The following is a 26591-nucleotide window of genomic DNA, read 5'->3' as shown; positions in this document are numbered from 1 at the left end:
TAGTTTACATCAAAATGCGACAAATTGCTTTTCTAAATTTTGTAGATTCATGCAACAATCTCTGCTTATGAGTAAGCCTTTTATGGAGCAAACTAGGAAGGCTTCAATAAAGGAAGGTAGGGAATGCTATTGTCAGCCTCAAAAAGACATTGGAATGCAAGAAATAAAAGAGATAAATTTAAAAATGAAGTCGTGTGTCAAAAGCTAAATTATCATGAGGAGACCGGAGCAGAATTTATGGATTCTGCTGAATACAGACGTCATAGTCAAACAGGAAATAATAATAAGACCACTTCTAAAGCTAGCAGCTTTGGTATAGTGGCGTTAGCCTTGTCAATTGCCTCTCTATTTTTTATGCCGGTGATTTTTGGAACAATTGGCATTGTCGCAGGGATTTTTGCGATGAAAACTGAATCGCGTATGATGGGGATAGCAGCAATAGTAATTGGTGTATTTTCTGTTGTTGCTGGTCTTTTGGTATATCCCTTTTTCTAATACAGTAGGCCTGCTATCGTTTATGGGCTTTCAAATCTCAAATAGTTTAGGGATTGGATTTTTATCCAATCCCTCCAATCATAAATAACAGATATAAAACAAAGAACTTCAAAATAATTATTATTTTGAAGTTCTTTGTTTACATATACTAGGCAAAAGAATAAATTCTCATACCTTTAATAAAGTTTAAAGTTTTTGGTTCGAACCTGAATTGCTTCTGCTTAATTTAAGACAGGCTTGCTTTTTCTTTTTCAATTCTTTGTTTTTCGTAATACTCTTCAGCAAGGATATCGATTTCTTTTTTTAGTTCCTCAACCATTATTTCTTCTGGTACTTTACGAACGATTTTACCCTTGCGGAACAATAGACCTTCTCCGCGAGCACCAGCAATGCCGATATCTGCTTCTCTTGCTTCGCCAGGTCCGTTAACGGCACATCCTAATACCGCCACTTTAATTGGAGCTTTAATTTTTTGAATATATTCATCCACTTCGTTAGCAATGGAAATTAAATCAATCTCTATACGTCCGCACGTCGGACATGATATTAAGGTAGCGGAATTGGCTGATAAACCAAATACTTTTAACAGCTCTCTGGCTACTTTGACTTCTTCAACCGGATCAGCACTTAAAGAAATACGCAAAGTATTCCCAATACCTTTACTTAATAAGGCACCTATGCCGGCAGAACTCTTAATCGTTCCTGAAAATAACGTGCCGGATTCTGTGATTCCAAGGTGAAGTGGATAATCAAAGGCCTGTGCTGCCTTTTCATAGGCTTCAATTGCCAAGCGTACATCAGATGCTTTCATTGATACAATGATGTCATGGAAGTCTAAGTCTTCTAGAATTTTTATATGATGTAAAGCACTCTCAACCATACCGTCTGCAGTTGGGTAACCGTATTTTTCAAGGATTTTACGTTCTAAAGATCCTGCGTTGACCCCGATACGAATTGGAATCCCTTTCGCTTTAGCTGCTTTTACAACGGCTTCCACTTTTTCGCGTCTGCCAATATTGCCCGGGTTAATACGGATTTTATCAGCTCCGCCTTCAATCGCGATTAAAGCAAGACGATAGTCAAAGTGAATATCAACTACTAAAGGTATATTAATGCGTTTTTTTATTTCAGAAATTGCATGAGCAGCCCGTTCATCAGGACAAGCTACACGTACAATTTGGCAGCCCGCTTCTTCTAAACGATTTATTTCCGCGACTGTTGCTTCTACATCATGTGTCTTCGTTGTCGTCATACTTTGTATTATAACTTCATCGTTGCCACCGATAGTCAGTGGTCCCACTTTTACGGGGCGGGTTTTTGTACGATGTATTAGTTCACTCACTGGTCATTCTCTCCTTTTAGGCTGTTTGCCTCAATACCAATAAATATATTATCTTCTAAATTATTGTATCAGCGTTTTAGCTAAAATAACAATAAAGTTGATTATGAATTGGCTTTAGTAATTTTTAAATCGGTAAGTTTGTCCGATTTCTATTTCTTCCGGTTTCATTCCGTTATTTAATAAAGAAAAGTCTTCAATCATTTGATCAATCGGTACTGGGATAGTACCTTCATTTTTCTCTATTATAGAAAGAACGGTATCTCCCGGCTCTACTTTTATATTATAGTAGTTTTCATTCATTTTATCCATATTCTCGGAGGAGTAGGCAGGAAGGGTGCCTACACTTATATCAAAATATATCGAGTAAGCTACTATACAAAAGCCGATAAACAGGATTATTCTTTTCATCTCTTTTAGCACTCCCTCCATCTTTTACTAGAGTATATGAAGTTAGTAGAGATAATAGAATTGATTTTGAAGGATTTTTTTAGAGCTAACGTTTAGATAGAATAGAGGAAATGTTGACCCGCATTTAATACTAGAGGCTAAAGATAAACCCTTCCGCAGAAATTCGGAAGGGCTACACTTTATGATTGTATGGTCTTTTGTTTACTTTTTGGAATAGGCATTTCTTTAATAGTCAGGTAGATCATCATTAGTGTAATAAACCATTTGACATAAACATCACCTATTACAGGAACCTGAATAAAATTCATAAACGTAAAGAACGTTACGGCTAATGTAAAGCTGTAAGTGGCTATCCTCCACTGCTGTCCAAAAGTAGCTTTTCTGTTCATGGAAGTTACAAATAAGCCGGTAAGGTAGGCTAGAAGTGTAATCTCCAAGAAGAATATTGCTGTTGTAAATAGATACATGACTAACATACATAGACCGATTATTATGTATAAAGATGTTTTTGCAGATTTAATATAATCGCTGGCCTTTTCATTGGTTAATTCAAGACCGGGTATCATAGAATAAGGAATTGTTTGTGATTCCCCGTCTGCAGCAATGACAAATTCATCCTTTAGAATTCCAAAGTCTACTCCGGTAGGGCTGGTGATATCATTTGCATTCAAACTACCGGTGCTGTCAAAATGGAACGTAGCTACATCATCATTAATAATGACAGGTAATGATTCATCTGAATGAAGTCTGCCATCTTTAATTTCAAATTCAGGAAAATCTGTTGTTAATGTTTTTGCCATATGATTTGCCCCATCTAGGATTGCATTTGTAAGATAGATCGATGATGGTAAAATAGTTATTAGAGATAATAAAAAAGCATAGAGGATGGCTTTCCCTATACCCTGAAAGCGAAAGGACGCAATATGCTTTGGCGAGTATAGACTTTTAATAAATTGTGAGAATATATTCATGGGCTACAACACCTTTTTTTAAATTCATTCTTTATTCTATCTGGCTTATGTCGATAAGACAAGAAAGTTCTGCTTATTATAGCGAAACAAATCGAAAAAGTGTTAAGTGTGTATTGAATTAGGGTATTTGAGAGGAGTGTCGAAGATGGATTGGATGAATTGGCTTATTATTTGGCTGGTATTTATTATTGGGTTTGTAGGATTGATATATCCTATTATTCCAAGCGTTCTATTTATAGTAGGTGGAATGCTTTTATATGGGGTATTCTTTTCATTTGAACCGTTTTCGTGGTTTTTTTGGATTGTACAGGGAATGTTTGTTTTACTTTTGTTTGGTGCAGATTATTTGGTTAATCTTTTTGGTGTTAAGAAATTTGGGGGTTCAAAAGCAGGTGTTTGGGGTAGTACGATAGGATTGCTGATTGGACCGTTTGTTATTCCTTTTCTTGGTATTATACTGGGGCCGTTTTTAGGTGCAGTCATAGCTGAATTGTTGGTACATAAACAGTCGCTAAAAAATGCAGTGAAAATTGGTATGGGTTCTGTCGTTGGATTTGTCGGCAGTGTGATAACCAAATTTATCATTCAGACCATTATGATTGTGTATTTCTTTATCCGAGTGCTTTGATAAGGCATAAAGGTTGAAATAAACGGTTTCAATTGCTAATCTAAAGATAAAGACTTTCGTAACACACGAACTTACAGAATTGCCCGAAAGTACTTATTCTTACAATTATTAGGAGGAGAGAATTATGACTTATTCTTTACCACAATTACCGTATGAGTATGATGCGTTGGAGCCTCATATCGACAAAGAAACAATGAATATTCATCACACAAAACATCATAACACGTATGTGACTAACTTAAACAATGCTTTAGAAGGACAGGAAACATTGGCAGCAAAAAGCTTGGAAGATCTTTTAGCTGACATCGACTCTGTACCTGAAAGCATTCGTACTGCTGTTAGAAACAATGGCGGTGGACATGCTAACCACACATTATTCTGGAATATTCTATCTCCTAATGGGGGCGGACAACCAGAAGGTGAATTAGCTGATGCACTAACAGCTAAATTTGGAAGCTTTGAAAACTTTAAAGAAGAGTTTGCGAAAGCTGCTACAACTCGTTTTGGTTCCGGTTGGGCTTGGCTTACTGTTAAAGATGGTGAGTTAGAACTTTCCAGCACTGCTAATCAGGATTCTCCATTAATGGAAGGTAAAACACCAATCCTAGGTCTTGATGTTTGGGAGCATGCATACTACTTAAACTACCAAAACCGTCGTCCTGAATACATTAATTCTTTCTGGAATGTTGTAAATTGGGATGAAGTTTCTAAGCGCTACGCAGCAGCAAAATAATCGTATAATAAGTGTGGGTACAGGAAATGAATCCGATTCGTTTCCTGTATCTTTTTTTGTGCAAAAAATAAAGGATTGTGCTGTTAACAAATACCAAATGATTTAATTCTACATAAGAGGATTATCTACAGGAAAACTAACCGGAAGTGAAGGGGAGTTTTTATGAAAATGGATAATCAATTTGTCAATAAAATAAAAACAAATAAAGAACTTTATATCCTTTTGTTAATTGGAGCACTTTATTCATTGAGTACGGCTCTTTCCAATACTTTTGTCAATATCTATTTATGGAAACAGTCTGAGGCATTGATCAATCTGGGGATTTATAATCTGTCCGTTGTAATCCTACAGGGAGTTACCTTTATTTTAGCTGGGAAATTGGCTAAACGCATAGATCGTATTATTGTACTGAGGATTGGAATCTTGTTTTTAGCTGCATTTTATATAGCGGTCCTGACATTCAGTTCTACCTCTCACCTTTATCTTGTTCTGATTGGTGGTTTACTTGGAATAGGATATGGATTCTATTGGCTTGCATATAATCTCATGACATTCGAAATTACCGAACCTGAAACTAGAGATACATTTAATGGGCTCCAAGGGATAACTGGGTCTATCGGCGGAATGATTGGTCCTTTTTTTGCGGGATATATTATTACGGTTTTGACTGATAACAATGGTTATCTGTTCATTTTTGGAGTTTCCCTGTGTTTGTTTATCGTGGCAGTACTTGTCAGTTTCTTATTAAAAAGCAGAGCAGCTAATGGGAAGTATATGCTGAAGCGTATTCTTGATGAAAGAAAAAATAATAAAGATTGGAGAAGAATTACGTATGCTAATTTTTCGCAGGGGCTAAGGGAAGGGACGTTTCTCTTTGTTGTTTCCGTTTTTGTATTTGTCGAAACGGGTAGCGAAATGGCTTTAGGTACATATGGATTAATTAGTTCAGGAGTATCATTTATTGCTTATTTTTTAGTCAGCAGATATATAAAGGTTCGTTACCGAAAATGGTCGATGCTGGTGGGGGCCATTTTCCTTTATGGTTCAATCTTTTTTCTGATATATCAAGTGTCATTCACTAAACTGCTTACATATGCGTCTATTCTTGCAGTAGCTTATCCCTTATTGCTTGTCCCCTATATGTCTGTCACGTATGATGTAATAGGACGATCCTGGGAAGCGGGGGAACATCGTATCGAATATGTGGTAATCCGGGAATTATTTTTAAATATGGGAAGAGCCGCATCGATTCTTATGTTTATATTGTTCATTAAAATTTTGCCGGAGAGTACCGGCATCAAAATATTGCTATTATTATTAGGGTCCGGACATCTGTTTGTTTATTATTTTGTAAAAGACATCAAGATGTAAGAAACTAAAAGTTGCTGGAATCTTTTACTTCTGTTAATCTTTAAAAATTGATAATAAAATGATAAGAAATGTGTATTAGAAGGGATGGGGACAGTGAAAGTCAGAAAAAAGAAAAAGAAAAAACATGTACCTGTTCGCCTGAATCTACTGTTTTTTGCAGTATTTGTAATGTTTTCTGCATTAATACTCCGTTTAGGAATTGTTCAGATTGTATATGGAGATGACTATAAGCGTGAAATAGAGCGGACAGAGGATGTAACTGTGAGCAATTCTGTGCCGAGGGGAAAAATATATGATCGAAATGGAAAAATCATCGTTGATAATCAACCTTTATATGCGATAACTTACACACGTACACAAAAAACCTCAAGCAAAGAGATGCTTGAAACTGCTGAAAAACTTTCCAAGCTAATTGAGGTTGATACTGATAAAGTTCGTGAAAGGGATATGAAAGACTTTTGGATTTTAAATAACCCAGAAGCTGCTAAAAAGAAAGTAACAGAAAAAGAATATCAGCAATTAAGTGATGGAAAGCTGACAGATGATGATATATACAAATTACAGCTTGAGCGAATTACTGAAAAAGAAATAGATTACAGTCAAAGTGAGTTGGAAGTGCTGGCGATCTATAGCAAGTTTATTGCCGGTTACTATTTAACTCCGCAAATTGTGAAAAATAAAGGAACGACATATGAAGAGGTAGCGAGAGTTAATGAGCAGATTGAATCTCTTCCAGGCGTTGATACAACAACAGATTGGGAACGTAAATATGCGTATGGCGATACGCTTAAATCTGTTTTAGGTAAAGTATCAAGTGCCAGCGAAGGATTGCCCTCTGATAAAACAAGTTATTATTTAGCTCGGGGCTACAGTCGAAATGATAGAGTTGGAACCTCCTACTTAGAACAGCAATATGAAGATTTATTACGCGGTCAACAGGAGAAAATTAGAAATGTAACTAATACATCCGGCGATATTGTCAGCACGGAGGTTATTTCTGAAGGACAAAGAGGTAAGGATCTTGTATTAACAGTTGATATGGATCTTCAAATAGCCACAGAAGAAATTATTGAAAAGCAATTGAAGGAAAAGAAAGCAAGCGGGAATACAAAATATCTCGATCGTGCTTTTGTTGTTGTAACGAATCCTAATACTGGTGAACTCCTAACTCTGGCTGGTAAACAATATGCAGCCGATGATAATGGAAAAATGCAAATGAATGATATGGCATTGGGAACTTTTACTTCATCCTATGCCATGGGCTCTTCAGTTAAAGGAGCAACTATTTTAACGGGATACCAGACCGGTGCAATAAAACCTGGACAAGTCATTTATGATGGACCAATGAAGATTAAAGCTACGCCAATTAAAAAATCATGGAAGAATTTTGGGAATATTAGTGACATTGAAGCACTGAAAGTATCCTCCAATGTCTACATGTTTAAAACAGCGATTGCTCTTGGTAAAGGAAACTATGTTCCGGGAGGCTCTCTGAAAGTTAATAACTCAGCATTCAGCACAATGAGGAATTATTACAGTCAATTTGGCTTAGGTGTTAAAACAGGTATAGACTTACCTGGTGAACAAATCGGCTATAAAGGATCCTCGCAGGGTGCCGGATTATTAATGGACTTTTCCATTGGCCAATACGATACGTATACTCCATTGCAGTTGGCTCAATATGTTTCTACCATTGCAAATGGAGGTAACCGTATAAAACCGCATGTTTTAAAACAAGTCCGTGAGCCAGTGGATGATGATGAAGATAATACGCTTGGACCGGTTATTAAAGAGGTTAAAACAGAAGTGATGAATACTCTTCCAATGAAAACTGAATGGATTGAACGTGTCCAGGAAGGATTTAGACAAGTTACCCAATCCACCGGAGGAACCGCCTACTCTTATTTTGGAAATGCTGACTATAAACCAGCAGGTAAAACAGGTACAGCGGAAGCCTTTTATGATGGACCTAAATGGGAAAAGGGTACTGTACAGCCAGAAACCTATAATATAACCTTTGTTACCTATGCTCCTGCCGATAACCCGGAAATTGCCATGAGTGTAGTAGTACCATGGGCTTACCAAAATTCGTCAGGACATAAAATGAACCTCGAAATCGCAAAAGAAGTTTATGAAAAATATTATGAATTAAAAGAAGAACGAGCTAAACAAAAATAAAAGATTAATAGAAAATTGGGTCTGCCTTGATTTATGGGGCAGACCTTTTTTTATTTACTGCCAGCATAATTTAGGTAAGTATCATTCTTTTGGATTATTATTACAAATAAATAGTGCGGTTTCTAGGATTTTGCAGTCATCTTTACAATAAACTTTTGATTTTTTACACTACGTTTACAATTCTTTAACACAGTATTTAAACTTTATCTTTACTATAGAAAATGTAAAGGGTGAAAATTAAAAATTACAAATAAATAGCCAAAGTATATGGGAGGATTGGAAATGCGTAGAAGGAAAACAGCATTTATGATTACTTTGATACTTATAATCGGATTGCTGGCAGCTTGTACCAGTAATAATGGAGGAGGAGCAAAGGCGGGAAGCGGCTCTGAAGAAGAAGGATACACAGGAATCATAAATGCAGCTGGTTCTACAGCTTTACTACCATTGGCAGATGAAGCAGCAACTGAATTTATGGCGAAAAATCCAAATGTATCGGTTACTGTTCAAGGCGGTGGAAGCGGAACAGGTATAAATCAAGTGGCGAGTGGTGCAGTCAATATCGGAAACTCTGATCTACCTTCAGCAGATAAAATTGAAGATGAGAAATTAGCAGAAGAACTGGTCGATTATAAAGTAGCCGGTATTGCGTTTGGCATAGTGGTGAATGATGATGCCAATGTAGATAATTTAACAATTGAACAAATCCAAGGAATCTTCTCCGGAAAAATTAAAAACTGGAAAGAGGTTGGCGGAGCTGATTCAGAAATAAATGTCGTGAACAGACCAGAATCATCAGGTACCCGATATGCCTTTGAAAAAACAATCATGAAGGATGTCAGCATGAATACAGGGGTTGGAACAACTCAGGATTCTAACGGTGCTGTAGAAAACTCGATTAATTCCACACCTGGTTCTATTAGTTATCTGGCTATGAGCTACCTCGCTGAGGGGAAAGGCTCATCCTTAAAACCGGTAACTATTAATGGGGCTGAACCCACAATTGAGAATGTGGTAAATGGCAGCTACCCTTTTTGGTCCTATGAATATATGGTAACGAAAGGCGAAATAGGCGGAGCTGTTAAAGGTTATATGGATTTCATTAGGAGTGATGAGTTTGCCGAAACCGTTACGAAAATGGGATACATTCCAATGTTAGAGCTAGAAAATAAAGAATAATTCCAAGGATGAAGTAAACAGGAAGTCAAACAGCCTGGTTATCATCTGTTTGCCGGAAGGAGCGAAAAGGCTTGAATGATCATAAACCAATCAACTATTGGAAAAGTGAATATATCGGACGGATTCTTGTTACATTATGTGGACTATTAATCGTTGTAACAACTTTGGCTATTATCGTTTTTATTACAGGAAAGGGTATTCAGTCATTTACAAACAGTAATATCTCTATAGTGGAGATGTTGACCTCAACAAACTGGAGTCCCAATGATGGGAAATATGGAGCATTGATATTTATCATCGGTTCTATACTTGTATCAATTGGTGCCATTGTTATCAGTGCACCTATTGCAATAGCTCTAGCAATATTTACGAACTTTATTTCCCCGAAATTCGGAAAAAAGGTCTTGCAGCCGGTTTTGGAATTGCTGGTTGGTATTCCATCCGTTGTTTATGGTTTGCTAGGTGTGACTTTATTAGTTCCCCTACTTAGAAACACATTCGGCGGAGTAGGATTCAGTTTAACAGCCGGGATAATTGTACTTAGTATCATGATATTACCGACTATTGCAAGCTTGGCAACAGATGCGTTAAAAAATGTCCCGCCACAGCTTCTGGAAGCCTCCTATGGGCTCGGTTCCACGAGATGGCAGGCAATCAGCCGAGTAATCATTCCTGCCGCAAAGAATGGCATCTTTACAGGAATCGTTATGGGGCTTGCACGTGCTTTTGGTGAAGCACTTGCCGTTCAGATGGTTATCGGAAATACGGTTAAATTGCCGACTGGCTTAAATGATCCCACGGCAACGTTAACTGGAATTTTAACGATGGACATGTCTAATACAATGAATGGAACTGCATGGAATAATGCATTATGGAGCCTCGCGCTAATACTTTTAATCATGTCATTCTTATTCATCATGATTATTCGTTTTATCGGGAATAGGGGGGCACAGAAATGAGCGCTAGAACAGTAAATAAAATCTGGACGGGTATTTTCTATATCGTTGCTATTTTTGTCATTATTTTATTGAGTTATTTAGTATTTGAAATACTCAAAAAGGGCTGGGGTTTCTGGGACCCATCTTTTCTGACTGGTCGTTCTAGCAATATGGATGCTGGTGGGGGAATCGGATATCAGCTATTTAACTCTTTCTATATGTTAATTATTACTCTGATAATCTCTGTACCGCTTGGCTTAGGCGCAGGTATTTATTTGGCGGAGTATGCCAAACCCGGAAAGTTATTAACGTTTATCCGATTATGCATTGATACGATGGCCTCTCTCCCGTCCATTGTAGTTGGTTTATTTGGTTTATTGGTATTTGTCACAGCTACAGGTTGGGGGTACACCATTATCGGAGGGGCACTAGCAATTACGATTCTGAATTTACCGAGTTTAACACGTGTCAGTGAAGCGGCAATTACAGAGGTATCAGCCGGTGTTAAAGAAGCCAGTCTGGGACTTGGGGCTACCAAATGGCAGACAATTGTAAAAATTGCTCTTCCTACAGCAATGCCACAAATTATAACGGGAGTTATCCTGGCAGCTGGTCGTATTTTTGGTGAAGCAGCAGCGTTAATTTTTACAGCAGGATTGACAACACCAATCTTGAATACAGCAGCCGATCTAACAAGTCCGGTTAATCCTTTTAATATATTCAGACCTGCAGAGACATTGGCTGTTCATATTTGGAAATTAAATTCTGAAGGAATTGTTCCGGATGCAACGGCAATCGCGACTAAATCAGCAGCAGTATTGATTATAATGGTATTAATCTTTAATCTCCTTGCACGTTTATTCTCAAAAATTATCCAAAAACATTTTGAAGGCGGCAAAAGTAAAACAAAACAAAAGGCATCTGTGTCTTAAGTGAAATCACCATTACCAAGGGGGAAATTGAGATGATAGAATTAAAAGAAGCCAACCCGGCTAAAACGGAAAAGTCTAGTAAACTTGTTTACGATACACAGGGTTTGGATTTGTGGTATGGTGATCACCATGCTTTAAAGGATATTAATCTTGCCATTAATGAAAATGAGGTTACAGCCATTATTGGCCCATCTGGATGTGGGAAATCTACTTATATTAAAGTATTAAATAGAATGATTGAACTTATTCCAAGTGTTCGTACTTCTGGTGATATATTTTACCGGGGACAGAATATCTTTGATAAAGATTTTCAAGTGGAAGAATTACGGACAAAAGTTGGAATGGTATTTCAGAAGCCAAATCCTTTTCCAAAGTCTATTTATGAAAATGTAGCATACGGACCTAAAATACATGGTATTAAAAACAAAAAAGAATTGGATGAAATTGTAGAAAAAAGCTTGCGTGGTGCAGCAATCTGGGACGAAGTTAAGGATCGATTGCATACAAACGCCAACGGACTATCAGGCGGACAGCAGCAACGTATTTGTTTGGCACGATGCCTTGCCGTTTCTCCTGATGTGATATTAATGGATGAACCGACTTCCGCATTAGATCCAATTTCAACATTAAAGGTTGAAGAACTCGTACAAGAGTTGAAAGAGAAATTCAGTATTATTATCGTTACGCATAATATGCAGCAAGCAGCTCGTATATCTGACAAAACTGCCTTCTTCTTGAATGGTGAAGTCATTGAATATGACAAGACAGATAAGATTTTCTCAAACCCATATGATAAGAGAACAGAAGATTATATAACAGGACGTTTCGGATAAGCCAGATCATTTTGAAGGGAGAATAAAAAATGGTTTTAAGAGAAAAATTCGAGAGCGAGCTAAAGGAATTAAAGCTTAAAGTAATAGATATGGAACGTTTTGCTTCATCTGCCTTGAATAAATCGTACCAAGCATTGCTGAAAAATGATGTAGAGCTAGCACTTTCTGTTATAGAGGATGATAAAAAGCTTGATAAAATGGAAGAAGAGCTTGATGAACTGGCTATCTTGATGATTGCAAAGCAGCAGCCTGTTGCAACGGATTTAAGGCATATTGTTTCAGCTATTAAAATCGGTTCTGAAATTGAACGGGTTGGTGATTATGCAAAGAATGTTGCCAAAACTGCGATTAGATTATCAAAGGAAGAAAAGCCCTTTGTTAATGAGGCTGTAGGCGAAATGCACGCTACTTGTATGAAAATGCTTGATATGTTCAATAAATCCTTTATGGAGGAAAATATTGTCCTTTCTAAGGAACTTGCAGAGCTCGATGATACAGTGGATGATTTATATGGACAGGAAATCCGTAAAATACTTGAAATGAAGCATCCTGAGTCTGCTACGGTTAACGAAAATTCTCAGTTATTGTTTATTGTCCGCCACTATGAAAGAATAGGCGATCATATAACTAATATGGCGGAAGAAACCCTTTATATGATTAAAGGAAGACACTATCATTTAAATGAATAGAATTGTGATAATAAAAATGGAGATTCCCATATAGGGAACTCCATTTTTTCTTGTGCCTATTTTTAATGCTTAAAAAAATAATGTCTTTATGCCCTGAAAACCAAAATATACTCCAAAACCGACCAGAGAAATTCCAGAAAAGGCTGAAATAGCTTTCAAGCTAGTGTCATTCAGAAATCTTCTGAACCCAGTTGTTAGAAAGGCAACGGTAATGTCCCAAAAAGTTAGCCCGAGAAAAATCATCAAGCTGTACACGAGAAGAGAGCTTGTACCGTACGAAGTAACTGTTTTAGCGAGAACCGACCCATATATTCCTATCCAAAAGAGGATGGATAATGGACTTGTAATGGACATTATAAATCCAGTTAAAAAAGATTTCGATAACGAGTCTTTCGTACGATAATCTTCCAATGAAAGTGTATGGACCCTCAAAATGCTTTCAATTCCGGTATAAATAAGAACAAATCCTCCAAAGAGCCAAAGGAAAATCTGGACATATGGAATCGTAATAAATTGTACAAAACCCAAATAGACCAATAACATGAATATTCCATCCGCAATCATAGATCCTGCGCCTACTACCCAGGCGTGTAAAAAACCGTTTTTGATCCCCTTATCAATTCGGGCTGAGTTAACCGGACCAATGGGTGCCGCCAATGTTATTCCTAACAAAAAATAACTAAACATAATATGTCCGCTCACGCTTTCACTCCATCTTCTTATGTATTAGTAACTTGTACATATTATGAAGAAAAGTGGATAAGTATGTATAACAGTTTTATTGAGGTTGTAAAAAGCGTTTAATTAAAATTCTAGCTTTATCCGACTAACGGACAATCCTTAAAGAGGTTTATAAATTGGTGACTTGGATATAAGAAAATAACATTTATTAATAAAAGGGGGATTAGAGAATGAAGGAAAAAGAGACAGTAGAAGTGGACGGAGTACCTATAACCTATTTTCTGAGTGAAAAAGCTGTTCATATAGACAATAATAAAGAATTGGAATCCATCATCCCAAACCCTAAAACAGCCATTAAGCTGGCAAGGAAACTGAAAGCAAACTATCAAAAGAAATACGGAAGGGAATTATCGGTATCTGAGCTCTCTATGGCTATTGAAATCTATGGTCATATTTATCCAGAAAAAATGGCCAAAGCTATAAAAGAACTGCCTTTACCCGGCTTTGTTGATCATGCGATGAATAATTTAATTGAAAAGGCCGATATTATCGATTCAGGGGAAGAGAGTATTGATCAAAACAGAAAAATCTGGGATGTTATTGCAAAGGTCATCCCAGTTTAAAAGCTGCCACTTTGATGCACTATTTACCCTTCGTTAAAATGGCAGATAAGGCAGCATAGTCCATGTTTTTATAAACTGTATAGGTCCCAGTCTGAATCTTTTTTGTGAGATCCCGATTATTCAAGTAGGTAGAAAACTTATCGGTATCTTCAATCACGCGCTCCTCTTTTAATAGGCTGATAATCTCGTCGGAAGCCATTCCAGGCTTAATCGATAATCTAATGGCTACAGTTTCTTCTTTATTACTTTGTTGATTTTCTGTTTTTAGTTGATTAATAGATTGAAGGTTCTTTTGATAGTCATCCCACTCACTTTTTGATAAAACATGATAACCATCCTCCTGTAGAGTTTTTTGAGCGTCCTCGCTTGAAAGGGGCACCTTTTTAGCTGCTGATTCATCTGTGGCAAGATAATATGCCGTAAATACGCTTGTGGCTAAAAAAATACCTGCAGCTGCTCCAGATATGTATAGTCGGTTCAATGAAGATCGCCTCCCTGACTTTCAAGGATCCTAATTACCTCATTGTTTGATAATGCAGATTGCCTGGAAATTTGTTCAATCGATAATCCTTGTTTGTACAAATGAATGACCTGATTTTGAATAACCTCGTGTATGGGCGAGGAATTAGTTAAAAAAGATACCTCCGAAAACGATTCCTCGTGCAGGATTTCCTCCTCAAGTGCACGAATTCGTTTTTTAATTATATACATTTCTTGTACATGCTCTAATGAAAGCTGTTCAATCTCTTTTTCTACTTTAGTTTCCTGTCCTTTATAAAATAACGATAGTAAGAACAGTAAGGCAGATAGAGAAAATAAACAAATCAAAATGATTATCATGAATACCCTCCCAAATTAAATTACAATCCCTATTGTACAACAATTTTCACCGGATTTTGGTAAAAATATATGAAAAAGGAAGTGTTGCTCATAATTTGGAAGTAGGTAGTGGTTCTTCGACAATATGCGTTCATTGTCATCTAGTTCAGGGAGTGTTAGGATTTAATGGAAGATATTAGTGGCTCGCTAAAGCAGGTAAGATAAATGAAAGGGGTGGTACCGCATGGACCAGTTAGACTCTTTAAATAAAAGTACTAAAAAAGCCAGCTGTAAAAGGCTTGTTGATGATAAATCCGGATTAATCGTACCCTATCTTTGGTGCAAAAACGATCAAGATCAAGAGGGGATATCTGCTGCAGTACAGTTAACAAATAATGATTATTTCGATAGAGTAGATGTAGTCTGCAAAAATGATGGGGATCGACCACTTGAAATTAAGATATTTTTTGTTCATGAGGCCTTTAGTGAAGTATCAGCAAGTTTTTATAGTCCTGCGGATTCTTTAATCTATTTATATGGTAAGAATACGATAAGCTTATTAAATGGAAATGATTGTGCATCTATATCGATAATGGAACGAAAACATAAAAAAGCGGTGTACGAATTAATGGAAAATGGCCAAATTATCCACTCTCCTTTAGCCAGAGGTCTAGTTGTCTGTACAACGATGTACAAGCTTCTAGTGGAGCCCGGAGTGAAAATGGGGGTTTCTAATTGGATAATTACAGGCAAGAATAAAGAGGAAGTCATGCTGTTTGATTACTTGGTCAAAAATCAGACTAGCATTTATTAGTGAAAGGTGATATTATAGAAAAGTCGTATAAAATGAAGTTTTGAATGAACTGGAGGGACTCACATGCGTGTAAACATTACTTTAGCTTGCACAGAGTGCGGTGAGCGTAATTATATCAGCACAAAAAATAAACGTAATAATCCTGATCGTCTTGAGCTTAAAAAATATTGCCCAAGAGAGAAGCGTACAACTGCACACCGCGAAACAAAATAAAACAACAGGAGGTTCTCTCCTGTTGTTTTTTTTTGGGATTATATAGAATTTAAGGGGATTTAACGCAATGTTAAAGGGAGAATTAAGATCGACTTATCGGAGTTTATTAGCGGAATTTCCGTCATACGAGCGGGATACATATACATCTAAAATTGTTGAATACTTATTTAGTCATGACATATGGAAGAATGCAAAGACAATCGGAATCACAATTTCTCGGCATCCTGAGATTGAAACGAAAGAGATTATCGAGAGAGCGTGGAAAGAGAAAAAGAATATCGTGATTCCAAAATGCTATCCACACACAAAGCATATGGAATTTTATGACTATCGTCCAAATACGATACTTGAGTCAGTTTATAGTGGTTTAAAAGAGCCCAGACCGGATAAAACACAAAAGATAGAATCCGACCAAATCGATATAATGGTAGTTCCGGGACTCCTATTCTCAACAACTGGATATCGGATTGGATTTGGCGGCGGCTATTATGATCGTTATTTGGCATCATTTTATGGAATCAAACTTTCGCTGGCGTTTATGATGCAAATAAGAGATGATATCCATACAGAAGAGTTCGACATCCCTGTCGACTATCTATTCACAGAACAAGGGGTAATAAATTGTGGGTAACTTAATTATTTACGGCGCTGTTGCTGTCGGCTCCTACGGGGCATATCGGCTTAAAGCTCTGAGTAAATCCGGTGCTCTCGCAGCATTTCTTTTGGGAGCTTTAATTGTTATAGGACTTGGATGGGAAGGTTTACTACTAATTGGTTTGTTTTTTTCCTCATCTAGTCTGTTTTCCAGTTATAAAAAAAGAATTAAGCAGAGTATTGATAAAAAATTAGCAAACGGAAGCAGACGAAATTGGGCCCAGGTAGCAGTAAATGGCGGTCCTGCTGGTATAAGTTCTTTACTTTATTTTATATCTGACGGTTCTGATATTTGGTTAATTTCCTTTATCGTATCAATTTCAGCAGCTACTTCTGATACATGGTCATCTGAACTTGGAGTATTGAGTAAATCTGACCCAATCCATATAATCAGTTTGAAAAGATGTGAACGGGGTACTTCAGGGGCAGTCTCAGTCCATGGAACTCTGGCCGGGCTGTTTGGCTCCATATTCATTGCAGTAATAGCAGGTATACTGTTTAATCTGTCATTTTCAACAATTCTCCTACTGAGTGCATTCGGATTTCTGGGCAGTATTCTGGATACCTTACTGGGGGCTTTCCTGCAAGTCGAATATATATGCCCAGTTTGTTCGGTTCATACGGAGAAAAAAGTGCACTGCAATACACGGACTGTTAAAAGGAAAGGAATTAACTGGATTAATAACGAAACTGTAAATCTAAGCTCAATTCTGATAAGCACTATTTTTTGTATAATAACTTGGTATAGTATCACATAATACTAGGGTATAAAGAGCTTGTATGCAGTGTGAAAAGGTGGTTTTTGTTAATGAAAAAGAATGTAAATCGTGTTGTCCTTGTTGGTACAGGTTTTGTTGGAAGCAGCTATGCATTCGCTATGTTAAATCAGGGAATTGCTGAAGAATTTGTTTTAATTGATTTAAATAAGGATAAAGCAGAAGGCGATGCAATGGACTTGAATCATGGAACTCCATTTGCACCGAATAGAACGAAAATTTGGTTCGGAGATTATTCAGACTGTAAAGATGCAGACATTATCGTTCTAACTGCAGGAGCGAATCAGAAGCCTGGTGAAACACGCTTAGATTTAGTTGAAAAAAATATGAAAATCTTTAAATCCATTGTTGGAGAAATTATGGCTAATGGATTTAATGGGATCTTTCTTGTGGCTGCGAACCCAGTTGATATCCTTACATATGCAACATGGAAATTTTCAGGTCTTCCTAAACATCGCGTACTTGGCTCTGGTACGATTCTTGATACGGCCAGATTTCGATTTATGTTAAGCGATTATTTTGAAGTGGATCCTCGAAATGTCCATGCCTATATCATTGGAGAACATGGGGATACAGAATTACCTGTATGGAGCCATGCCAATGTAGGCGGAAAGAATATGAACGAACTGATTAAAGATAAACCTAATCATTCCATGGAAGATTTGGATAAGATTTTTATTAATGTACGTGATGCAGCTTATGAAATCATTAATCGAAAAGGTGCAACATTCTATGGAATTGCCATGGGTCTGGTTCGTATTACAAAAGCCATCCTTCAGAATGAAAACAGCATTTTGACAGTGTCAACCTTCCTAGATGGGGAGTACGGACAAGAAGATGTGTATGTAGGTGTCCCTGCGATAGTAAACCGTGAAGGAATTTCTGATATCCTCGAACTGAAATTATCAGATGATGAGCAAGAGAAATTTTCACATTCTGTTAAAGTATTAAAAGAAACGATGAATCCAATTCTTGATCAGTTACTATAAGTAGAATAAAAATCCCTCCTGTTCACCAAACTATATGGTAATACAGGAGGGATTTTTACATGAATAAATTCTTAATTATTTTCGTATCTGGCATAATAGGGTATATAGTGTTTCAAAAGAGGTCTTCCATTATGAAGAATCAAGTACTGCGCAACATCCTTATAGCCGTTCTAATGGAATTGCCAATTTTTAAAACTGTGCAAGATCAAACATAATGACCAGAGGAATTATTTCTGTTCCTCTTACGTAATGATAAAATAGATATAGAAACTTTTTAGGGAGAGAAAGTAGGGGAATCCGTGAGTTTTAAAGAAGAATATATCTATTGGTCCTTTATCAATCAATTGATTACGAAAAAAGGGTATCGATTTATATCTGCATCCACTGATCAGCAAGAAATATGGCTTGAAAATCAGTCGAGTCGGATAGATCCCCTAATCCGTATAAAAAGAGAAGATTTGGATTGGTCCAATAATATGAAGCGTGACCGAAATCTTGTACTGCAGAATGCAGAGAAGATTCGTAGGTTTCTTTCCAGGAAGGAACTAACTGTTAAAACCATTTATGTTAGTCAATATGCTCCGGTTGATGATTATTCGGATGTCCTTGGAAGATACTCAAACGAAAGTCGTGCAAAAATTACGATTGATACCATGATTTTTCAAACAGAGGCTATGGAAGAATCTTTGACGGAATTGGAAAGCTTTCTGGGGTTTCCGTTGGAAGTGGTCAACAGGGATTATGAGTTTATAGAAGAAAATGAAATTAACCATCTTAAAGAAGATGCTTTGGCTGCTTCTTACCAAAAGCAGAAACAAGATGAACAAATCTTTAGCCATGGCAAACCAATCTTTACATACTTGTTAATGGCCATCCAAGTTCTTGTGTTTATTTTACTCGAGATGCGTGGCGGAAGTACAAACACTGAAACCCTCATCCAATTTGGTGCAAAGTATAACCCATTGATTATGGAAGGGGAATGGTGGAGATTCTTCACACCCATCTTTCTTCATATTGGATTTACACACTTGATTCTGAACACCTTAAGTTTGTATTTTGTCGGAGTTATTGTTGAGCGTATTTATGGAAGCTTAAGATTTCTGGTTATTTACTTTTTTGCAGGCTTTATTGGTTCGGTAGCAAGTTTTATTTTGATGCCCAATCTATCAGCCGGTGCCAGTGGTGCGATATTTGGCTTACTCGGTGCCTTGCTATTGTTTGGTATACTCCACCCCAATCTCTTTTTCAGAACAATGGGATGGAATGTGATTGTAATTTTGGCCATCAACCTGGTTATTACATTCTCTGCAGATGCTATAGATAGTGCCGGCCATATCGGCGGTTTAATAGGTGGATTCCTCGCAGCAGCGATTGTCAGATTGCCGAAAAATCCTAAGCTTGCCGTGCAAATGGGTGCGCTGCTCCTGACCGTTTTGTTAACAATAGGAGCTTTAGTATATGGGTATTCATCAAATGAATCTGACCATAAATATCATAATGATGTCACTCTTGCTCATGAATATGTGAATTCTAAGGAATATGCCAAAGCCTATGAGCTTATCGAAGGCTATCTAAAGGAAGAAGACGCTCCAGAAGCATATTTTTTAGCAGGATATATAAAGTATCATCAATATGATCTGAAAGCGGCTGAGACGTATTTTCTAAAAGCCATTGAACAGCAAGAAGTGTTTCCAGAAGCATATTATGATATTGGACTGCTCTACTGGCAACTGGGACAAATCGATAAAGCTAAAGATTATATCCAAATAGCAGTTTATCAGGAACCGGATAATGAAGATTATAAAACAACGCTGAATGAGCTTGATTCCGAATAGTTATCTTACTTTAAGGCAGCTGCTGATAATATTCATGTATATTGCCTGATTTATCCTGAATAAGAATAATTAGTTTGTTTGAGTCTTGTTTACGCAAAATCAAGGGGATGGTACTGTCTATCGGATTTATGACTGTACCATCCTGTTTTTTTATTCCTGAAACATAAATGGAATAAAAAGCTTCCCATAGCTTTTCCGTAATCTCCAGACGCTTTTGCTCTGAATATCCGGCTAATAATCTTTTTTCTTCAGTCGAAAACTGTGTCAGGGGAACTACGTGATACCTTGTAATATCAATCTTTTTGTTATCTGTATAGCGATTGAGCACTTTAGTCAGCCTGGAATTACTTACAGAAGACAGGGTAAAGGCCCATTCCTTTTGTTCCTCGGTTTCAGGAGAATGAAATGATTTGGTTGGTCCATAACGTGAAGCAATGACAAACAGATTACTATCAGTTAATTTAAATGAGCTGGTAATCTTGTCGTTTTCCGTATGAATCTCAGCATAATGAATGGTAACCACTTGAAATAAAGAAGATTCATGAGCTTTTACGGTTGTCTTTTGGGATATTCGATCTGTATTCTGCTCCCATTTCTTTGTAAACTCTTTTAAACGACCGTTTTGAAAAAGAAGTGAGAAATCCTGTCTGAGATAACTTGTTTGATTTAAAATAGATTCAGTCGATAACGCAACATCGTACTGTTCTGTATCTTTTTCCTGCTTAGGCATGACAAGGGAAGAGGTTGTTTTAATAAACGCAGCCTTTTGATTAAGTGGAAAATATTTAATAACAGCTATATCCCTTTGTATATAAAGCTGTTTCCACCACATAAAGGTAAATATGAGTACTAAACCGACTATTAGGTAACCAATATATTTTTTCAAAAGGATTCTCTCCTCACTTTAGATTATTGCCTTACGTATATATTCTTAAATGGATGTCAAATGATAAATAGACGGATGCTTTGTCCTAAGCAATATATGTGTAACTCTAAATACATATGCTTTGTTTATAAATGTCACAATTGACGGAATACAGAAAGAAAGTATCTTGAGGAGAACAACTAAATTCAGATATACTAAAGAAGCAGGAAGGAATGTGACAAAAATGAAATCCGTATATGAAATTCAACAATATTTAAAGAGGTTTGGAACCATCATATACATGGGTGATCGATTAGCTGATCTAGAGATGATGGCAGGAGAATTAAGAGAGCTATTTCACTCTCAATTGATTGAAATCAGAGATTATCAAACGGCAATTTTAATCTTGAAACAAGAAATAGAGTATGAGAAGGAAAAGCAACAGCTAAAACAAAAACAATCGAAAAGGTGAATCAATATGCTGGGGAAACAAGATTGGTTACTGGGAATTGATATTGGCGGTACAACGATTAAGCTTGCTTTTATAGATAAAGAAGGGACCATTGTACATAAATGGGAAATCATAACGAGAACGGAAGAAAATGGTCTGCATATCGTTTCTGACATCGGCAAATCTGTCAGGGCAAAATTGGAAGAATGGCAGGATGGTAATTTAGTAGGTGTCGGAATGGGTGCTCCTGGTCCAGTTAATTTTGAGAACGGTTCAATTTATGTGGCCGTGAATATCGGTTGGAGAGATTTTCCTTTAAAGGAGTTGCTGGAAAAAGAATTAGGAATTCCTGCAGTGGTTGATAACGATGCGAATGTAGCATCCTTCGGTGAGTTTTGGAAGGGAGCAGGAAAAGGTACAAATGATTTAGTCTGTATCACTCTCGGAACTGGTGTGGGTGGCGGTGTAATCACTAATAAGCATTTGGTGCATGGAATTAGTGGGGCAGCTGGTGAGCTCGGTCACATAACGGTTCAGCCAGAGGGTGGAGCTCCTTGTAACTGTGGGAAAACAGGCTGTGTTGAAACGATCGCCTCAGCTACCGGTATCGTAAGGCTGGCGTTAGAGAAGATTAAAGAGAAACCAGATTCGGACCTCTCGATTGTTTTTAACGAAAATGGGTTGATCACTTCTAAAGACGTGGTTGATTGTGCTATAGGCGGAGACCAGGCAAGTCAGGATGTCCTTGATGAGGTAGCTAAATACCTTGGACTTGCAGCTGCCAATGTGGGCAATATGATTAACCCCGACATCATCGTAATCGGTGGTGGTGTTTCAAAAGCTGGGGACATTATTTTAAAACCAATTGAGAAATACTTTAAGCAATTTGCCTTTCCGCGGGTTGCGGAATCAACTGAAATCAAAGTTGCATCTCTTGGTAATGATGCGGGTGTTATAGGCGCAGCGGGCTTAATCATGCAGCAACTAGGACAAGAGATTTAAGAGTCCACGTGCTGAGGTAAACGTTAATTACTTAGTAGAATTTAATTAATTTTGGAAGCATTTCAATGTATTTTGTTGAAGTGCTTTTTTATTTGCAAAAGTTTTTATAAAGGAAAATAAAAACCATATGTCGAAATTAATTTGATGAGTATAACATGAAAATCCGATGATAGAGGGTTTGGGGGATGAGGGTGCCGAAGCATATTGTACCTGCAGCAACGGTTGTATTAAACGATGCTGGGGAAATTTTGTTGATTAGGGGTCCGCACCGGGGGTGGGAAATGCCTGGAGGACAAGTCGAGGAAGGCGAGTCACTCAAAGATGCTGCGATAAGAGAAACAAAAGAGGAATCGGGGATTGATATCGTAGTAACTAAATTTTGTGGTGTTTTTCAAAATATAGACCATTCTATTTGTAACACCTTATTCTTGGGTAAGGCGATTGGAGGTACTCCCACTACCAGCCCTGAAAGTTTAGAGGTAGGTTTTTATCCCATAGCAGAGGCATTGGAAATGGTAACCTGGAATAATTTTAGACAAAGAATCGAGTATTGTCTGGACGAAAGCATTCAGCCGTTTTATGTAGAATTTAATGGTAAGTATCGTGAGGGAGCTATAGGTGAATAAAGCCAATCAAAATCAAACAGCGGGTGTCATTTATTTAGTTTTAAAAGGGGGTTTCCATTTGTTTAATAGTGTTCTGTCTCAAACCTTTATAAATTTTGCTGAAAGAGAATGTATAGGCTCTAGCAGGCTATACGAGCACTTATCTATAAAAATTTCTGGAGATGAAGCGCTTTTAGAGATATGTATGAATGCGAGGGAGGGTCAGCCAGTACCAAATCTCTTATTCGGTGCTGTCCACTATCTTCTGTTAAAGGGTAAAGAACATTCACTGAAAGAGTATTATCCTAGTTTGGTTGAGTATCCGAAAGCATATATGGAATCTTATGGACCTTTTAGGGATTTTTGCTTTACTTATCGAGAAGAGATTGAATTTATTCTTAGATCGAGACGGGTTCAAACCAATGAAGTGCGAAGATGTGCATACCTGTACCCCGCCTTTTGTACTGTTCATGAGATAGCAAAGAAACCCTTGGCACTTATTGAAATTGGAACAAGTGCAGGATTACAGCTTCTTTGGGATCACTATTCATATACATATGGGCAAGAAAGTACCTATGGAAATTCAGAATCTAAACTTACAATTTCAGCAGAAATAAAAGGAGAAAATGTACCAAACCTTCCCTTCATGCCGCCGCCAGTTTCAATTAGGATTGGCTTGGATTTACATACGGTTGATTTAAATGTTGAGGACGAAAAATTGTGGCTTAAATCCTTAATATGGCCCGAGCATGCGGAGCGGCTGTCTATGTTTGAAAAAGCTGCAGCCTATGTGAAGGGGAGTTCCTTAAGATTGATAAATGGTGATGGCGCTGATCTATTACCTGACTGTATACAGGATATCCCAGAGAATCATGCTGTTTGTATTTTTCATACACATGTTGCTAACCAAATGCCAATGGATGTGAAAAAGCATCTGTTGGAAACCATCAAGGATATTGGGAAGATGAGAGAGGTATTTCATATTTATAATAATATTCAAGATAGATATTTGCATCTGGATTATTATTTGGATGGCATTCTGAACAAAAATACGATTGCAGAAACCGACGGGCACGGCAGATGGTTTAAATGGTTATGGGAGAGTGAGCGGACAATTAGTCAGTAGGAAATGAAATTCGCCCTTTTGAATTTGTTTTCTTTGACGGGATATTTTTAACTAAATCAATTAATTAGGTATTAATCCAATACGGGTTAATGCCTTTTTTTTTTCGTTGACCCAACTGTTTTTCATTCGGTTTGAATTGGATAGTTGAGTGAGGATGTAGGAGGTACTTGTCAAAGGACAGAGATAGCCGCACCAAACCATATGCCGGGGTAGTAAAGGTGCCTGAAAGGTGGGTGAAGTATGTAGGAAAGCAGCTATGCCCCACCTATGAAGTACCTATGCTCCAGCTATACCGGGGTAAAGGTGCCTGAAAGGTGGTTGAAGTGTGTAGGAAAGCAGTTATGCCCCACCTATGAAGTACCTATGCTCCAGCTATACCGGGGTAAAAGTGCCTGAAAGGTGGTTGAAGTGTGTAGGAAAGCAGCTATGCCCCACCTATGAAACACCTATGCTCCAGCTATACCGGGGTAAAGGTGCCTGAAAGGTGGTTGAAGTGTGTAGGAAAGCAGCTATGCCCCACCTATGAAGTACCTATGCTCCAGCTATACCGGGGTAAAAGTGCCTGAAAGGTGGGTGAAGTGTGTAGGAAAGCAGCTATGCCCCACCTATGAAACACCTATGCCCCATCTACACCCTGCCTTTCCCCAGCCCATACCCCGCTAAATGGCATACTAAAAAGGCTTATACAGTTAAAGGCAACTATAATCAAGCTGTTTTTTACGAATCTATACATAATATCTGTTAGCTTCTGTATTTTTTGATCGGAGTATTCATAAAATGAGTAGAAAAGGATGTGATTCTATGGAAGTCATCATAAAGAAGCCTGATTTATTATCGAGATTGGCCGTTTTGTATTCTATACCGTTCGCACTTTTACGGGAATGTAATTTACATATTAGTAATAATGAGCTATCTGTTGGCGATATGGTTCATATACCTGGATATTGGACAAGGGAGGAAAGGTTATCGTCCTTGGATATCACACACCCTGTAGAACGTGAAAGAATTCAGGTAGCTAATTCAATGGAGAGTATGGAAGAGAATCCGAAGCAATCTGTTAGATTGCCTGTGAAAATTCAACATAGTATTGTGGATCAGACTTGTCCATACTCATCAAGTAAATGCATGAATGACATGGAAATACTTACAACCATCTATCCTTTCCTGCAGATGAAATCTATCGGGAAATCTGAACTTGGCCAGGATATTTGGGAACTGCGAATTGGTATTGGTCCGAAAAAAGTCCATATGAATGCCTCGATGCATGCGAATGAATGGATTACTAGCTTGGTTTTAATGAAGTGGCTGAATGATTATTTACTGGCATTAACAACGGGGACAAATTTAGGAGAATGTTCAGCATTGGAGCTATTCCTGGAGTGTGATTTGTCACTTGTTATGATGGTGAATCCTGATGGTGTAGATTTAGTAGTAAATGGTCCATCTGAAAAAATGAAAAAAGATTTAATTAGGATGAATGATGGAAGAAAAGAATTTTTAGGCTGGAAAGCGAATATTAGAGGAGTTGACTTAAATAATCAATTTCCGGCAAACTGGGAGATTGAGAAAAAGAGAAAACGGCCGAAAAAACCAGCAGCAAGAGATTTTCCTGGAATCGAGCCATTAACAGAAAGTGAAGTGAAATCACTGGTTGCACTTGTGCTGAAGGAAGGGTTCGATCGTGTAGTTTCTCTGCACACCCAGGGAGAAGAATTTTACTGGGGATATGAGAAAAAAGAGCCGGAAATCACCTCTGTTATGGCTATGGAATTTACTGCAAGATCAGGCTACAAGGCCGTTCGCTATATTGATAGCCATGCAGGCTTTAAGGATTGGTTTATTGATCAGTTCAAGAAGCCTGGATTTACATTAGAGCTGGGTAAAGGAATCAATCCTCTTCCTTTATCACAATTTGAACAAATTTATCGGGATACAAAACCAATTTTAAATGCTTGTCTTTATTTATAGAAGACAGGAACTGTTGAACGAAAAAGAGGAATCCTGTTTAAAGGATTCCTCTTTTTCAGATGTAAAGCGTATACAATAATTAATGTACAGCAGGATAGCCGTCTCTAATAAAGGTCATGATGGCGAACCAGCCAAATACAACGGCAGTACCCAAAGCGAATACTAGACCAAGGAAATTTTTGTTTTTAAAGGCGCTGATTAATGCGAAAATAGCCAAAATGGCAACTAAACCAAAAATAATTACCAATCCCATTTCATTTACCTCCCCTGGAATTATTAAGTAATAAAACCCAATAAATCATTAAATTGTAAAATAAATGCATTCAATAGTATTTTAATTCTTTTCAGATTATTTGTCGAGATATTATAGGCAATTTGGAAGGAATAGGAACAATACAGTATAAGACTCTTTATACAAAACCATCACTTGTGTAAAATAAAAGAAACTAAACTGAGACTTCAGGAGGAAAGAC

General features: G+C 37.4%; 32 protein-coding genes. 24 read left to right on the top strand and 8 right to left on the bottom strand.

Annotated features, from left to right (window positions below; translation table 11 throughout):
* Nucleotides 1-123 precede the first annotated feature (123 nt).
* A complete protein-coding gene (locus AC4G3N_RS04955) occupies nucleotides 124-495 on the top strand; it encodes a DUF308 domain-containing protein (RefSeq protein ID WP_066105160.1) in 372 nt (123 codons plus the stop codon).
* Between the two features lie 226 nt (nucleotides 496-721).
* Here AC4G3N_RS04955 and ispG read toward each other — a convergent pair whose 3' ends face one another.
* The 3 genes from ispG to AC4G3N_RS04940 all read right to left on the bottom strand — a co-directional run bounded on the left by ispG (nucleotide 722) and on the right by AC4G3N_RS04940 (nucleotide 3216).
* On the bottom strand, nucleotides 722-1837 hold the full coding sequence (gene ispG, locus AC4G3N_RS04950) for a flavodoxin-dependent (E)-4-hydroxy-3-methylbut-2-enyl-diphosphate synthase (protein ID WP_139892578.1): 1116 nt from the start codon (nucleotides 1835-1837) through the stop codon (nucleotides 722-724).
* Nucleotides 1838-1951: 114 nt separating this feature from the next.
* Nucleotides 1952-2245: a hypothetical protein gene (locus tag AC4G3N_RS04945; protein WP_066105152.1), complete on the bottom strand. Its 294-nt coding sequence runs from the start codon at nucleotides 2243-2245 to the stop codon at nucleotides 1952-1954.
* Between the two features lie 179 nt (nucleotides 2246-2424).
* The gene (locus AC4G3N_RS04940) at nucleotides 2425-3216 is read right to left on the bottom strand and encodes a DUF1189 domain-containing protein (protein WP_491089835.1); all 792 of its coding nucleotides are present in this window, start codon (nucleotides 3214-3216) and stop codon (nucleotides 2425-2427) included.
* 145 nt (nucleotides 3217-3361) lie between these two features.
* Here AC4G3N_RS04940 and AC4G3N_RS04935 point away from each other — a divergent pair, with 145 nt between their 5' ends.
* The 9 genes from AC4G3N_RS04935 to phoU all read left to right on the top strand — a co-directional run bounded on the left by AC4G3N_RS04935 (nucleotide 3362) and on the right by phoU (nucleotide 12697).
* A complete protein-coding gene (locus tag AC4G3N_RS04935; RefSeq protein ID WP_066105145.1) occupies nucleotides 3362-3844 on the top strand; it encodes a DUF456 domain-containing protein in 483 nt (160 codons plus the stop codon).
* A 124-nt stretch (nucleotides 3845-3968) separates the two neighbouring features.
* A complete protein-coding gene (locus tag AC4G3N_RS04930; protein WP_140462014.1) occupies nucleotides 3969-4577 on the top strand; it encodes a superoxide dismutase in 609 nt (202 codons plus the stop codon).
* Between the two features lie 162 nt (nucleotides 4578-4739).
* The gene (locus tag AC4G3N_RS04925) at nucleotides 4740-5948 is read left to right on the top strand and encodes an MFS transporter (protein WP_066105141.1); all 1209 of its coding nucleotides are present in this window, start codon (nucleotides 4740-4742) and stop codon (nucleotides 5946-5948) included.
* Between the two features lie 93 nt (nucleotides 5949-6041).
* The gene (locus AC4G3N_RS04920; RefSeq protein WP_254654710.1) at nucleotides 6042-8126 is read left to right on the top strand and encodes a peptidoglycan D,D-transpeptidase FtsI family protein; all 2085 of its coding nucleotides are present in this window, start codon (nucleotides 6042-6044) and stop codon (nucleotides 8124-8126) included.
* Between the two features lie 282 nt (nucleotides 8127-8408).
* A complete protein-coding gene (locus AC4G3N_RS04915) occupies nucleotides 8409-9305 on the top strand; it encodes a phosphate ABC transporter substrate-binding protein PstS family protein (RefSeq protein WP_139892573.1) in 897 nt (298 codons plus the stop codon).
* 71 nt (nucleotides 9306-9376) lie between these two features.
* The gene (gene pstC / locus AC4G3N_RS04910) at nucleotides 9377-10264 is read left to right on the top strand and encodes a phosphate ABC transporter permease subunit PstC (RefSeq protein WP_066105134.1); all 888 of its coding nucleotides are present in this window, start codon (nucleotides 9377-9379) and stop codon (nucleotides 10262-10264) included.
* Complete coding sequence (gene pstA / locus AC4G3N_RS04905) at nucleotides 10261-11175, top strand: phosphate ABC transporter permease PstA (RefSeq protein ID WP_066105131.1); 915 nt, start codon at nucleotides 10261-10263, stop codon at nucleotides 11173-11175. The genes pstC and pstA overlap by 4 nt, the downstream gene beginning before the upstream one ends.
* A 32-nt stretch (nucleotides 11176-11207) precedes the next feature.
* Complete coding sequence (gene pstB, locus AC4G3N_RS04900) at nucleotides 11208-12008, top strand: phosphate ABC transporter ATP-binding protein PstB (protein WP_140462017.1); 801 nt, start codon at nucleotides 11208-11210, stop codon at nucleotides 12006-12008.
* A gap of 29 nt (nucleotides 12009-12037) precedes the next feature.
* On the top strand, nucleotides 12038-12697 hold the full coding sequence (gene phoU / locus AC4G3N_RS04895) for a phosphate signaling complex protein PhoU (RefSeq protein ID WP_066105126.1): 660 nt from the start codon (nucleotides 12038-12040) through the stop codon (nucleotides 12695-12697).
* A gap of 69 nt (nucleotides 12698-12766) precedes the next feature.
* On the opposite strand, the gene AC4G3N_RS04890 is transcribed toward phoU, so the two are convergent.
* A complete protein-coding gene (locus tag AC4G3N_RS04890) occupies nucleotides 12767-13384 on the bottom strand; it encodes a LysE family transporter (protein ID WP_066105670.1) in 618 nt (205 codons plus the stop codon).
* A gap of 224 nt (nucleotides 13385-13608) precedes the next feature.
* Here AC4G3N_RS04890 and AC4G3N_RS04885 point away from each other — a divergent pair, with 224 nt between their 5' ends.
* Complete coding sequence (locus AC4G3N_RS04885; protein ID WP_066105123.1) at nucleotides 13609-14001, top strand: hypothetical protein; 393 nt, start codon at nucleotides 13609-13611, stop codon at nucleotides 13999-14001.
* 19 nt (nucleotides 14002-14020) lie between these two features.
* Here AC4G3N_RS04885 and AC4G3N_RS04880 read toward each other — a convergent pair whose 3' ends face one another.
* Nucleotides 14021-14482 (bottom strand): MltG/YceG/YrrL family protein, encoded by a 462-nt coding sequence (locus AC4G3N_RS04880; protein ID WP_066105120.1) that lies wholly within the window; start codon nucleotides 14480-14482, stop codon nucleotides 14021-14023.
* Complete coding sequence (locus tag AC4G3N_RS04875; RefSeq protein WP_491089832.1) at nucleotides 14479-14841, bottom strand: hypothetical protein; 363 nt, start codon at nucleotides 14839-14841, stop codon at nucleotides 14479-14481. The genes AC4G3N_RS04880 and AC4G3N_RS04875 overlap by 4 nt, the downstream gene beginning before the upstream one ends.
* A 223-nt stretch (nucleotides 14842-15064) precedes the next feature.
* Between AC4G3N_RS04875 and AC4G3N_RS04870 the strand changes: the two genes are divergently transcribed.
* From AC4G3N_RS04870 to AC4G3N_RS04840, 7 genes are all read left to right on the top strand, one after another.
* Nucleotides 15065-15634, top strand: a complete 570-nt coding sequence (locus AC4G3N_RS04870; RefSeq protein WP_066105112.1) for a hypothetical protein — start codon at nucleotides 15065-15067, stop codon at nucleotides 15632-15634.
* Between the two features lie 63 nt (nucleotides 15635-15697).
* On the top strand, nucleotides 15698-15847 hold the full coding sequence (gene rpmG, locus AC4G3N_RS04865; RefSeq protein ID WP_066105110.1) for a 50S ribosomal protein L33: 150 nt from the start codon (nucleotides 15698-15700) through the stop codon (nucleotides 15845-15847).
* Nucleotides 15848-15914: 67 nt separating this feature from the next.
* On the top strand, nucleotides 15915-16478 hold the full coding sequence (locus tag AC4G3N_RS04860) for a 5-formyltetrahydrofolate cyclo-ligase (protein ID WP_066105107.1): 564 nt from the start codon (nucleotides 15915-15917) through the stop codon (nucleotides 16476-16478).
* On the top strand, nucleotides 16471-17259 hold the full coding sequence (locus AC4G3N_RS04855) for a DUF92 domain-containing protein (RefSeq protein ID WP_077248066.1): 789 nt from the start codon (nucleotides 16471-16473) through the stop codon (nucleotides 17257-17259). The genes AC4G3N_RS04860 and AC4G3N_RS04855 overlap by 8 nt, the downstream gene beginning before the upstream one ends.
* 50 nt (nucleotides 17260-17309) lie before the next feature.
* The gene (locus AC4G3N_RS04850; RefSeq protein WP_066105102.1) at nucleotides 17310-18266 is read left to right on the top strand and encodes an L-lactate dehydrogenase; all 957 of its coding nucleotides are present in this window, start codon (nucleotides 17310-17312) and stop codon (nucleotides 18264-18266) included.
* A 59-nt stretch (nucleotides 18267-18325) separates the two neighbouring features.
* Nucleotides 18326-18481, top strand: coding sequence for a protein YqgO (yqgO, locus tag AC4G3N_RS04845; RefSeq protein WP_175354273.1), 156 nt, complete (start codon nucleotides 18326-18328; stop codon nucleotides 18479-18481).
* Between the two features lie 84 nt (nucleotides 18482-18565).
* Entirely contained in the window at nucleotides 18566-20101 is a 1536-nt protein-coding gene (locus AC4G3N_RS04840; protein WP_139892552.1) for a rhomboid family intramembrane serine protease, read from the top strand.
* Between the two features lie 10 nt (nucleotides 20102-20111).
* Here AC4G3N_RS04840 and AC4G3N_RS04835 read toward each other — a convergent pair whose 3' ends face one another.
* The gene (locus tag AC4G3N_RS04835) at nucleotides 20112-20987 is read right to left on the bottom strand and encodes a hypothetical protein (RefSeq protein ID WP_066105093.1); all 876 of its coding nucleotides are present in this window, start codon (nucleotides 20985-20987) and stop codon (nucleotides 20112-20114) included.
* 223 nt (nucleotides 20988-21210) lie between these two features.
* Between AC4G3N_RS04835 and AC4G3N_RS04830 the strand changes: the two genes are divergently transcribed.
* The 6 genes from AC4G3N_RS04830 (at nucleotide 21211) to AC4G3N_RS04805 (ending at nucleotide 26118) form a co-directional block, all read left to right on the top strand.
* Nucleotides 21211-21438, top strand: coding sequence for a YqgQ family protein (locus AC4G3N_RS04830; RefSeq protein ID WP_066105666.1), 228 nt, complete (start codon nucleotides 21211-21213; stop codon nucleotides 21436-21438).
* A gap of 6 nt (nucleotides 21439-21444) precedes the next feature.
* Complete coding sequence (locus AC4G3N_RS04825; RefSeq protein WP_066105090.1) at nucleotides 21445-22419, top strand: ROK family glucokinase; 975 nt, start codon at nucleotides 21445-21447, stop codon at nucleotides 22417-22419.
* A gap of 185 nt (nucleotides 22420-22604) precedes the next feature.
* Nucleotides 22605-23045, top strand: a complete 441-nt coding sequence (locus AC4G3N_RS04820; protein ID WP_491089831.1) for an NUDIX hydrolase — start codon at nucleotides 22605-22607, stop codon at nucleotides 23043-23045.
* Between the two features lie 58 nt (nucleotides 23046-23103).
* Nucleotides 23104-24150: a DUF2332 domain-containing protein gene (locus tag AC4G3N_RS04815; RefSeq protein ID WP_066105087.1), complete on the top strand. Its 1047-nt coding sequence runs from the start codon at nucleotides 23104-23106 to the stop codon at nucleotides 24148-24150.
* Nucleotides 24151-24317: 167 nt separating this feature from the next.
* The gene (locus AC4G3N_RS04810; RefSeq protein WP_491089830.1) at nucleotides 24318-24461 is read left to right on the top strand and encodes a hypothetical protein; all 144 of its coding nucleotides are present in this window, start codon (nucleotides 24318-24320) and stop codon (nucleotides 24459-24461) included.
* A gap of 490 nt (nucleotides 24462-24951) precedes the next feature.
* Entirely contained in the window at nucleotides 24952-26118 is a 1167-nt protein-coding gene (locus AC4G3N_RS04805; protein ID WP_490551142.1) for a M14 family metallopeptidase, read from the top strand.
* A gap of 79 nt (nucleotides 26119-26197) precedes the next feature.
* Here AC4G3N_RS04805 and AC4G3N_RS04800 read toward each other — a convergent pair whose 3' ends face one another.
* Nucleotides 26198-26371: a DUF2759 domain-containing protein gene (locus tag AC4G3N_RS04800; protein WP_066105081.1), complete on the bottom strand. Its 174-nt coding sequence runs from the start codon at nucleotides 26369-26371 to the stop codon at nucleotides 26198-26200.
* Nucleotides 26372-26591: the final 220 nt, after the last annotated feature.

The sequence above is a fragment of the Bacillus sp. z50 genome (genome assembly GCF_058313585.1).
The sequence above is the reverse complement of the archived record's forward strand: the minus strand, read 5'-3'. Positions and strand labels throughout refer to the sequence as shown.

Coding starts and splice junctions, on each gene's coding strand:
- AC4G3N_RS04955 (WP_066105160.1), top strand. CDS start 124: ATGCTATTGTCAGCCTCAAAAAGACATTGGAATGCAAGAAATAAAAGA.
- AC4G3N_RS04945 (WP_066105152.1), bottom strand. CDS start 2,245: ATGAAAAGAATAATCCTGTTTATCGGCTTTTGTATAGTAGCTTACTCG.
- AC4G3N_RS04940 (WP_491089835.1), bottom strand. CDS start 3,216: ATGAATATATTCTCACAATTTATTAAAAGTCTATACTCGCCAAAGCAT.
- AC4G3N_RS04935 (WP_066105145.1), top strand. CDS start 3,362: ATGGATTGGATGAATTGGCTTATTATTTGGCTGGTATTTATTATTGGG.
- AC4G3N_RS04930 (WP_140462014.1), top strand. CDS start 3,969: ATGACTTATTCTTTACCACAATTACCGTATGAGTATGATGCGTTGGAG.
- AC4G3N_RS04925 (WP_066105141.1), top strand. CDS start 4,740: ATGAAAATGGATAATCAATTTGTCAATAAAATAAAAACAAATAAAGAA.
- AC4G3N_RS04915 (WP_139892573.1), top strand. CDS start 8,409: ATGCGTAGAAGGAAAACAGCATTTATGATTACTTTGATACTTATAATC.
- pstA (WP_066105131.1), top strand. CDS start 10,261: ATGAGCGCTAGAACAGTAAATAAAATCTGGACGGGTATTTTCTATATC.
- pstB (WP_140462017.1), top strand. CDS start 11,208: ATGATAGAATTAAAAGAAGCCAACCCGGCTAAAACGGAAAAGTCTAGT.
- phoU (WP_066105126.1), top strand. CDS start 12,038: ATGGTTTTAAGAGAAAAATTCGAGAGCGAGCTAAAGGAATTAAAGCTT.
- AC4G3N_RS04890 (WP_066105670.1), bottom strand. CDS start 13,384: ATGTTTAGTTATTTTTTGTTAGGAATAACATTGGCGGCACCCATTGGT.
- AC4G3N_RS04885 (WP_066105123.1), top strand. CDS start 13,609: ATGAAGGAAAAAGAGACAGTAGAAGTGGACGGAGTACCTATAACCTAT.
- AC4G3N_RS04875 (WP_491089832.1), bottom strand. CDS start 14,841: ATGATAATCATTTTGATTTGTTTATTTTCTCTATCTGCCTTACTGTTC.
- AC4G3N_RS04870 (WP_066105112.1), top strand. CDS start 15,065: ATGGACCAGTTAGACTCTTTAAATAAAAGTACTAAAAAAGCCAGCTGT.
- rpmG (WP_066105110.1), top strand. CDS start 15,698: ATGCGTGTAAACATTACTTTAGCTTGCACAGAGTGCGGTGAGCGTAAT.
- AC4G3N_RS04860 (WP_066105107.1), top strand. CDS start 15,915: ATGTTAAAGGGAGAATTAAGATCGACTTATCGGAGTTTATTAGCGGAA.
- AC4G3N_RS04850 (WP_066105102.1), top strand. CDS start 17,310: ATGAAAAAGAATGTAAATCGTGTTGTCCTTGTTGGTACAGGTTTTGTT.
- yqgO (WP_175354273.1), top strand. CDS start 18,326: ATGAATAAATTCTTAATTATTTTCGTATCTGGCATAATAGGGTATATA.
- AC4G3N_RS04830 (WP_066105666.1), top strand. CDS start 21,211: ATGAAATCCGTATATGAAATTCAACAATATTTAAAGAGGTTTGGAACC.
- AC4G3N_RS04825 (WP_066105090.1), top strand. CDS start 21,445: ATGCTGGGGAAACAAGATTGGTTACTGGGAATTGATATTGGCGGTACA.
- AC4G3N_RS04820 (WP_491089831.1), top strand. CDS start 22,605: ATGAGGGTGCCGAAGCATATTGTACCTGCAGCAACGGTTGTATTAAAC.
- AC4G3N_RS04805 (WP_490551142.1), top strand. CDS start 24,952: ATGGAAGTCATCATAAAGAAGCCTGATTTATTATCGAGATTGGCCGTT.
- AC4G3N_RS04800 (WP_066105081.1), bottom strand. CDS start 26,371: ATGGGATTGGTAATTATTTTTGGTTTAGTTGCCATTTTGGCTATTTTC.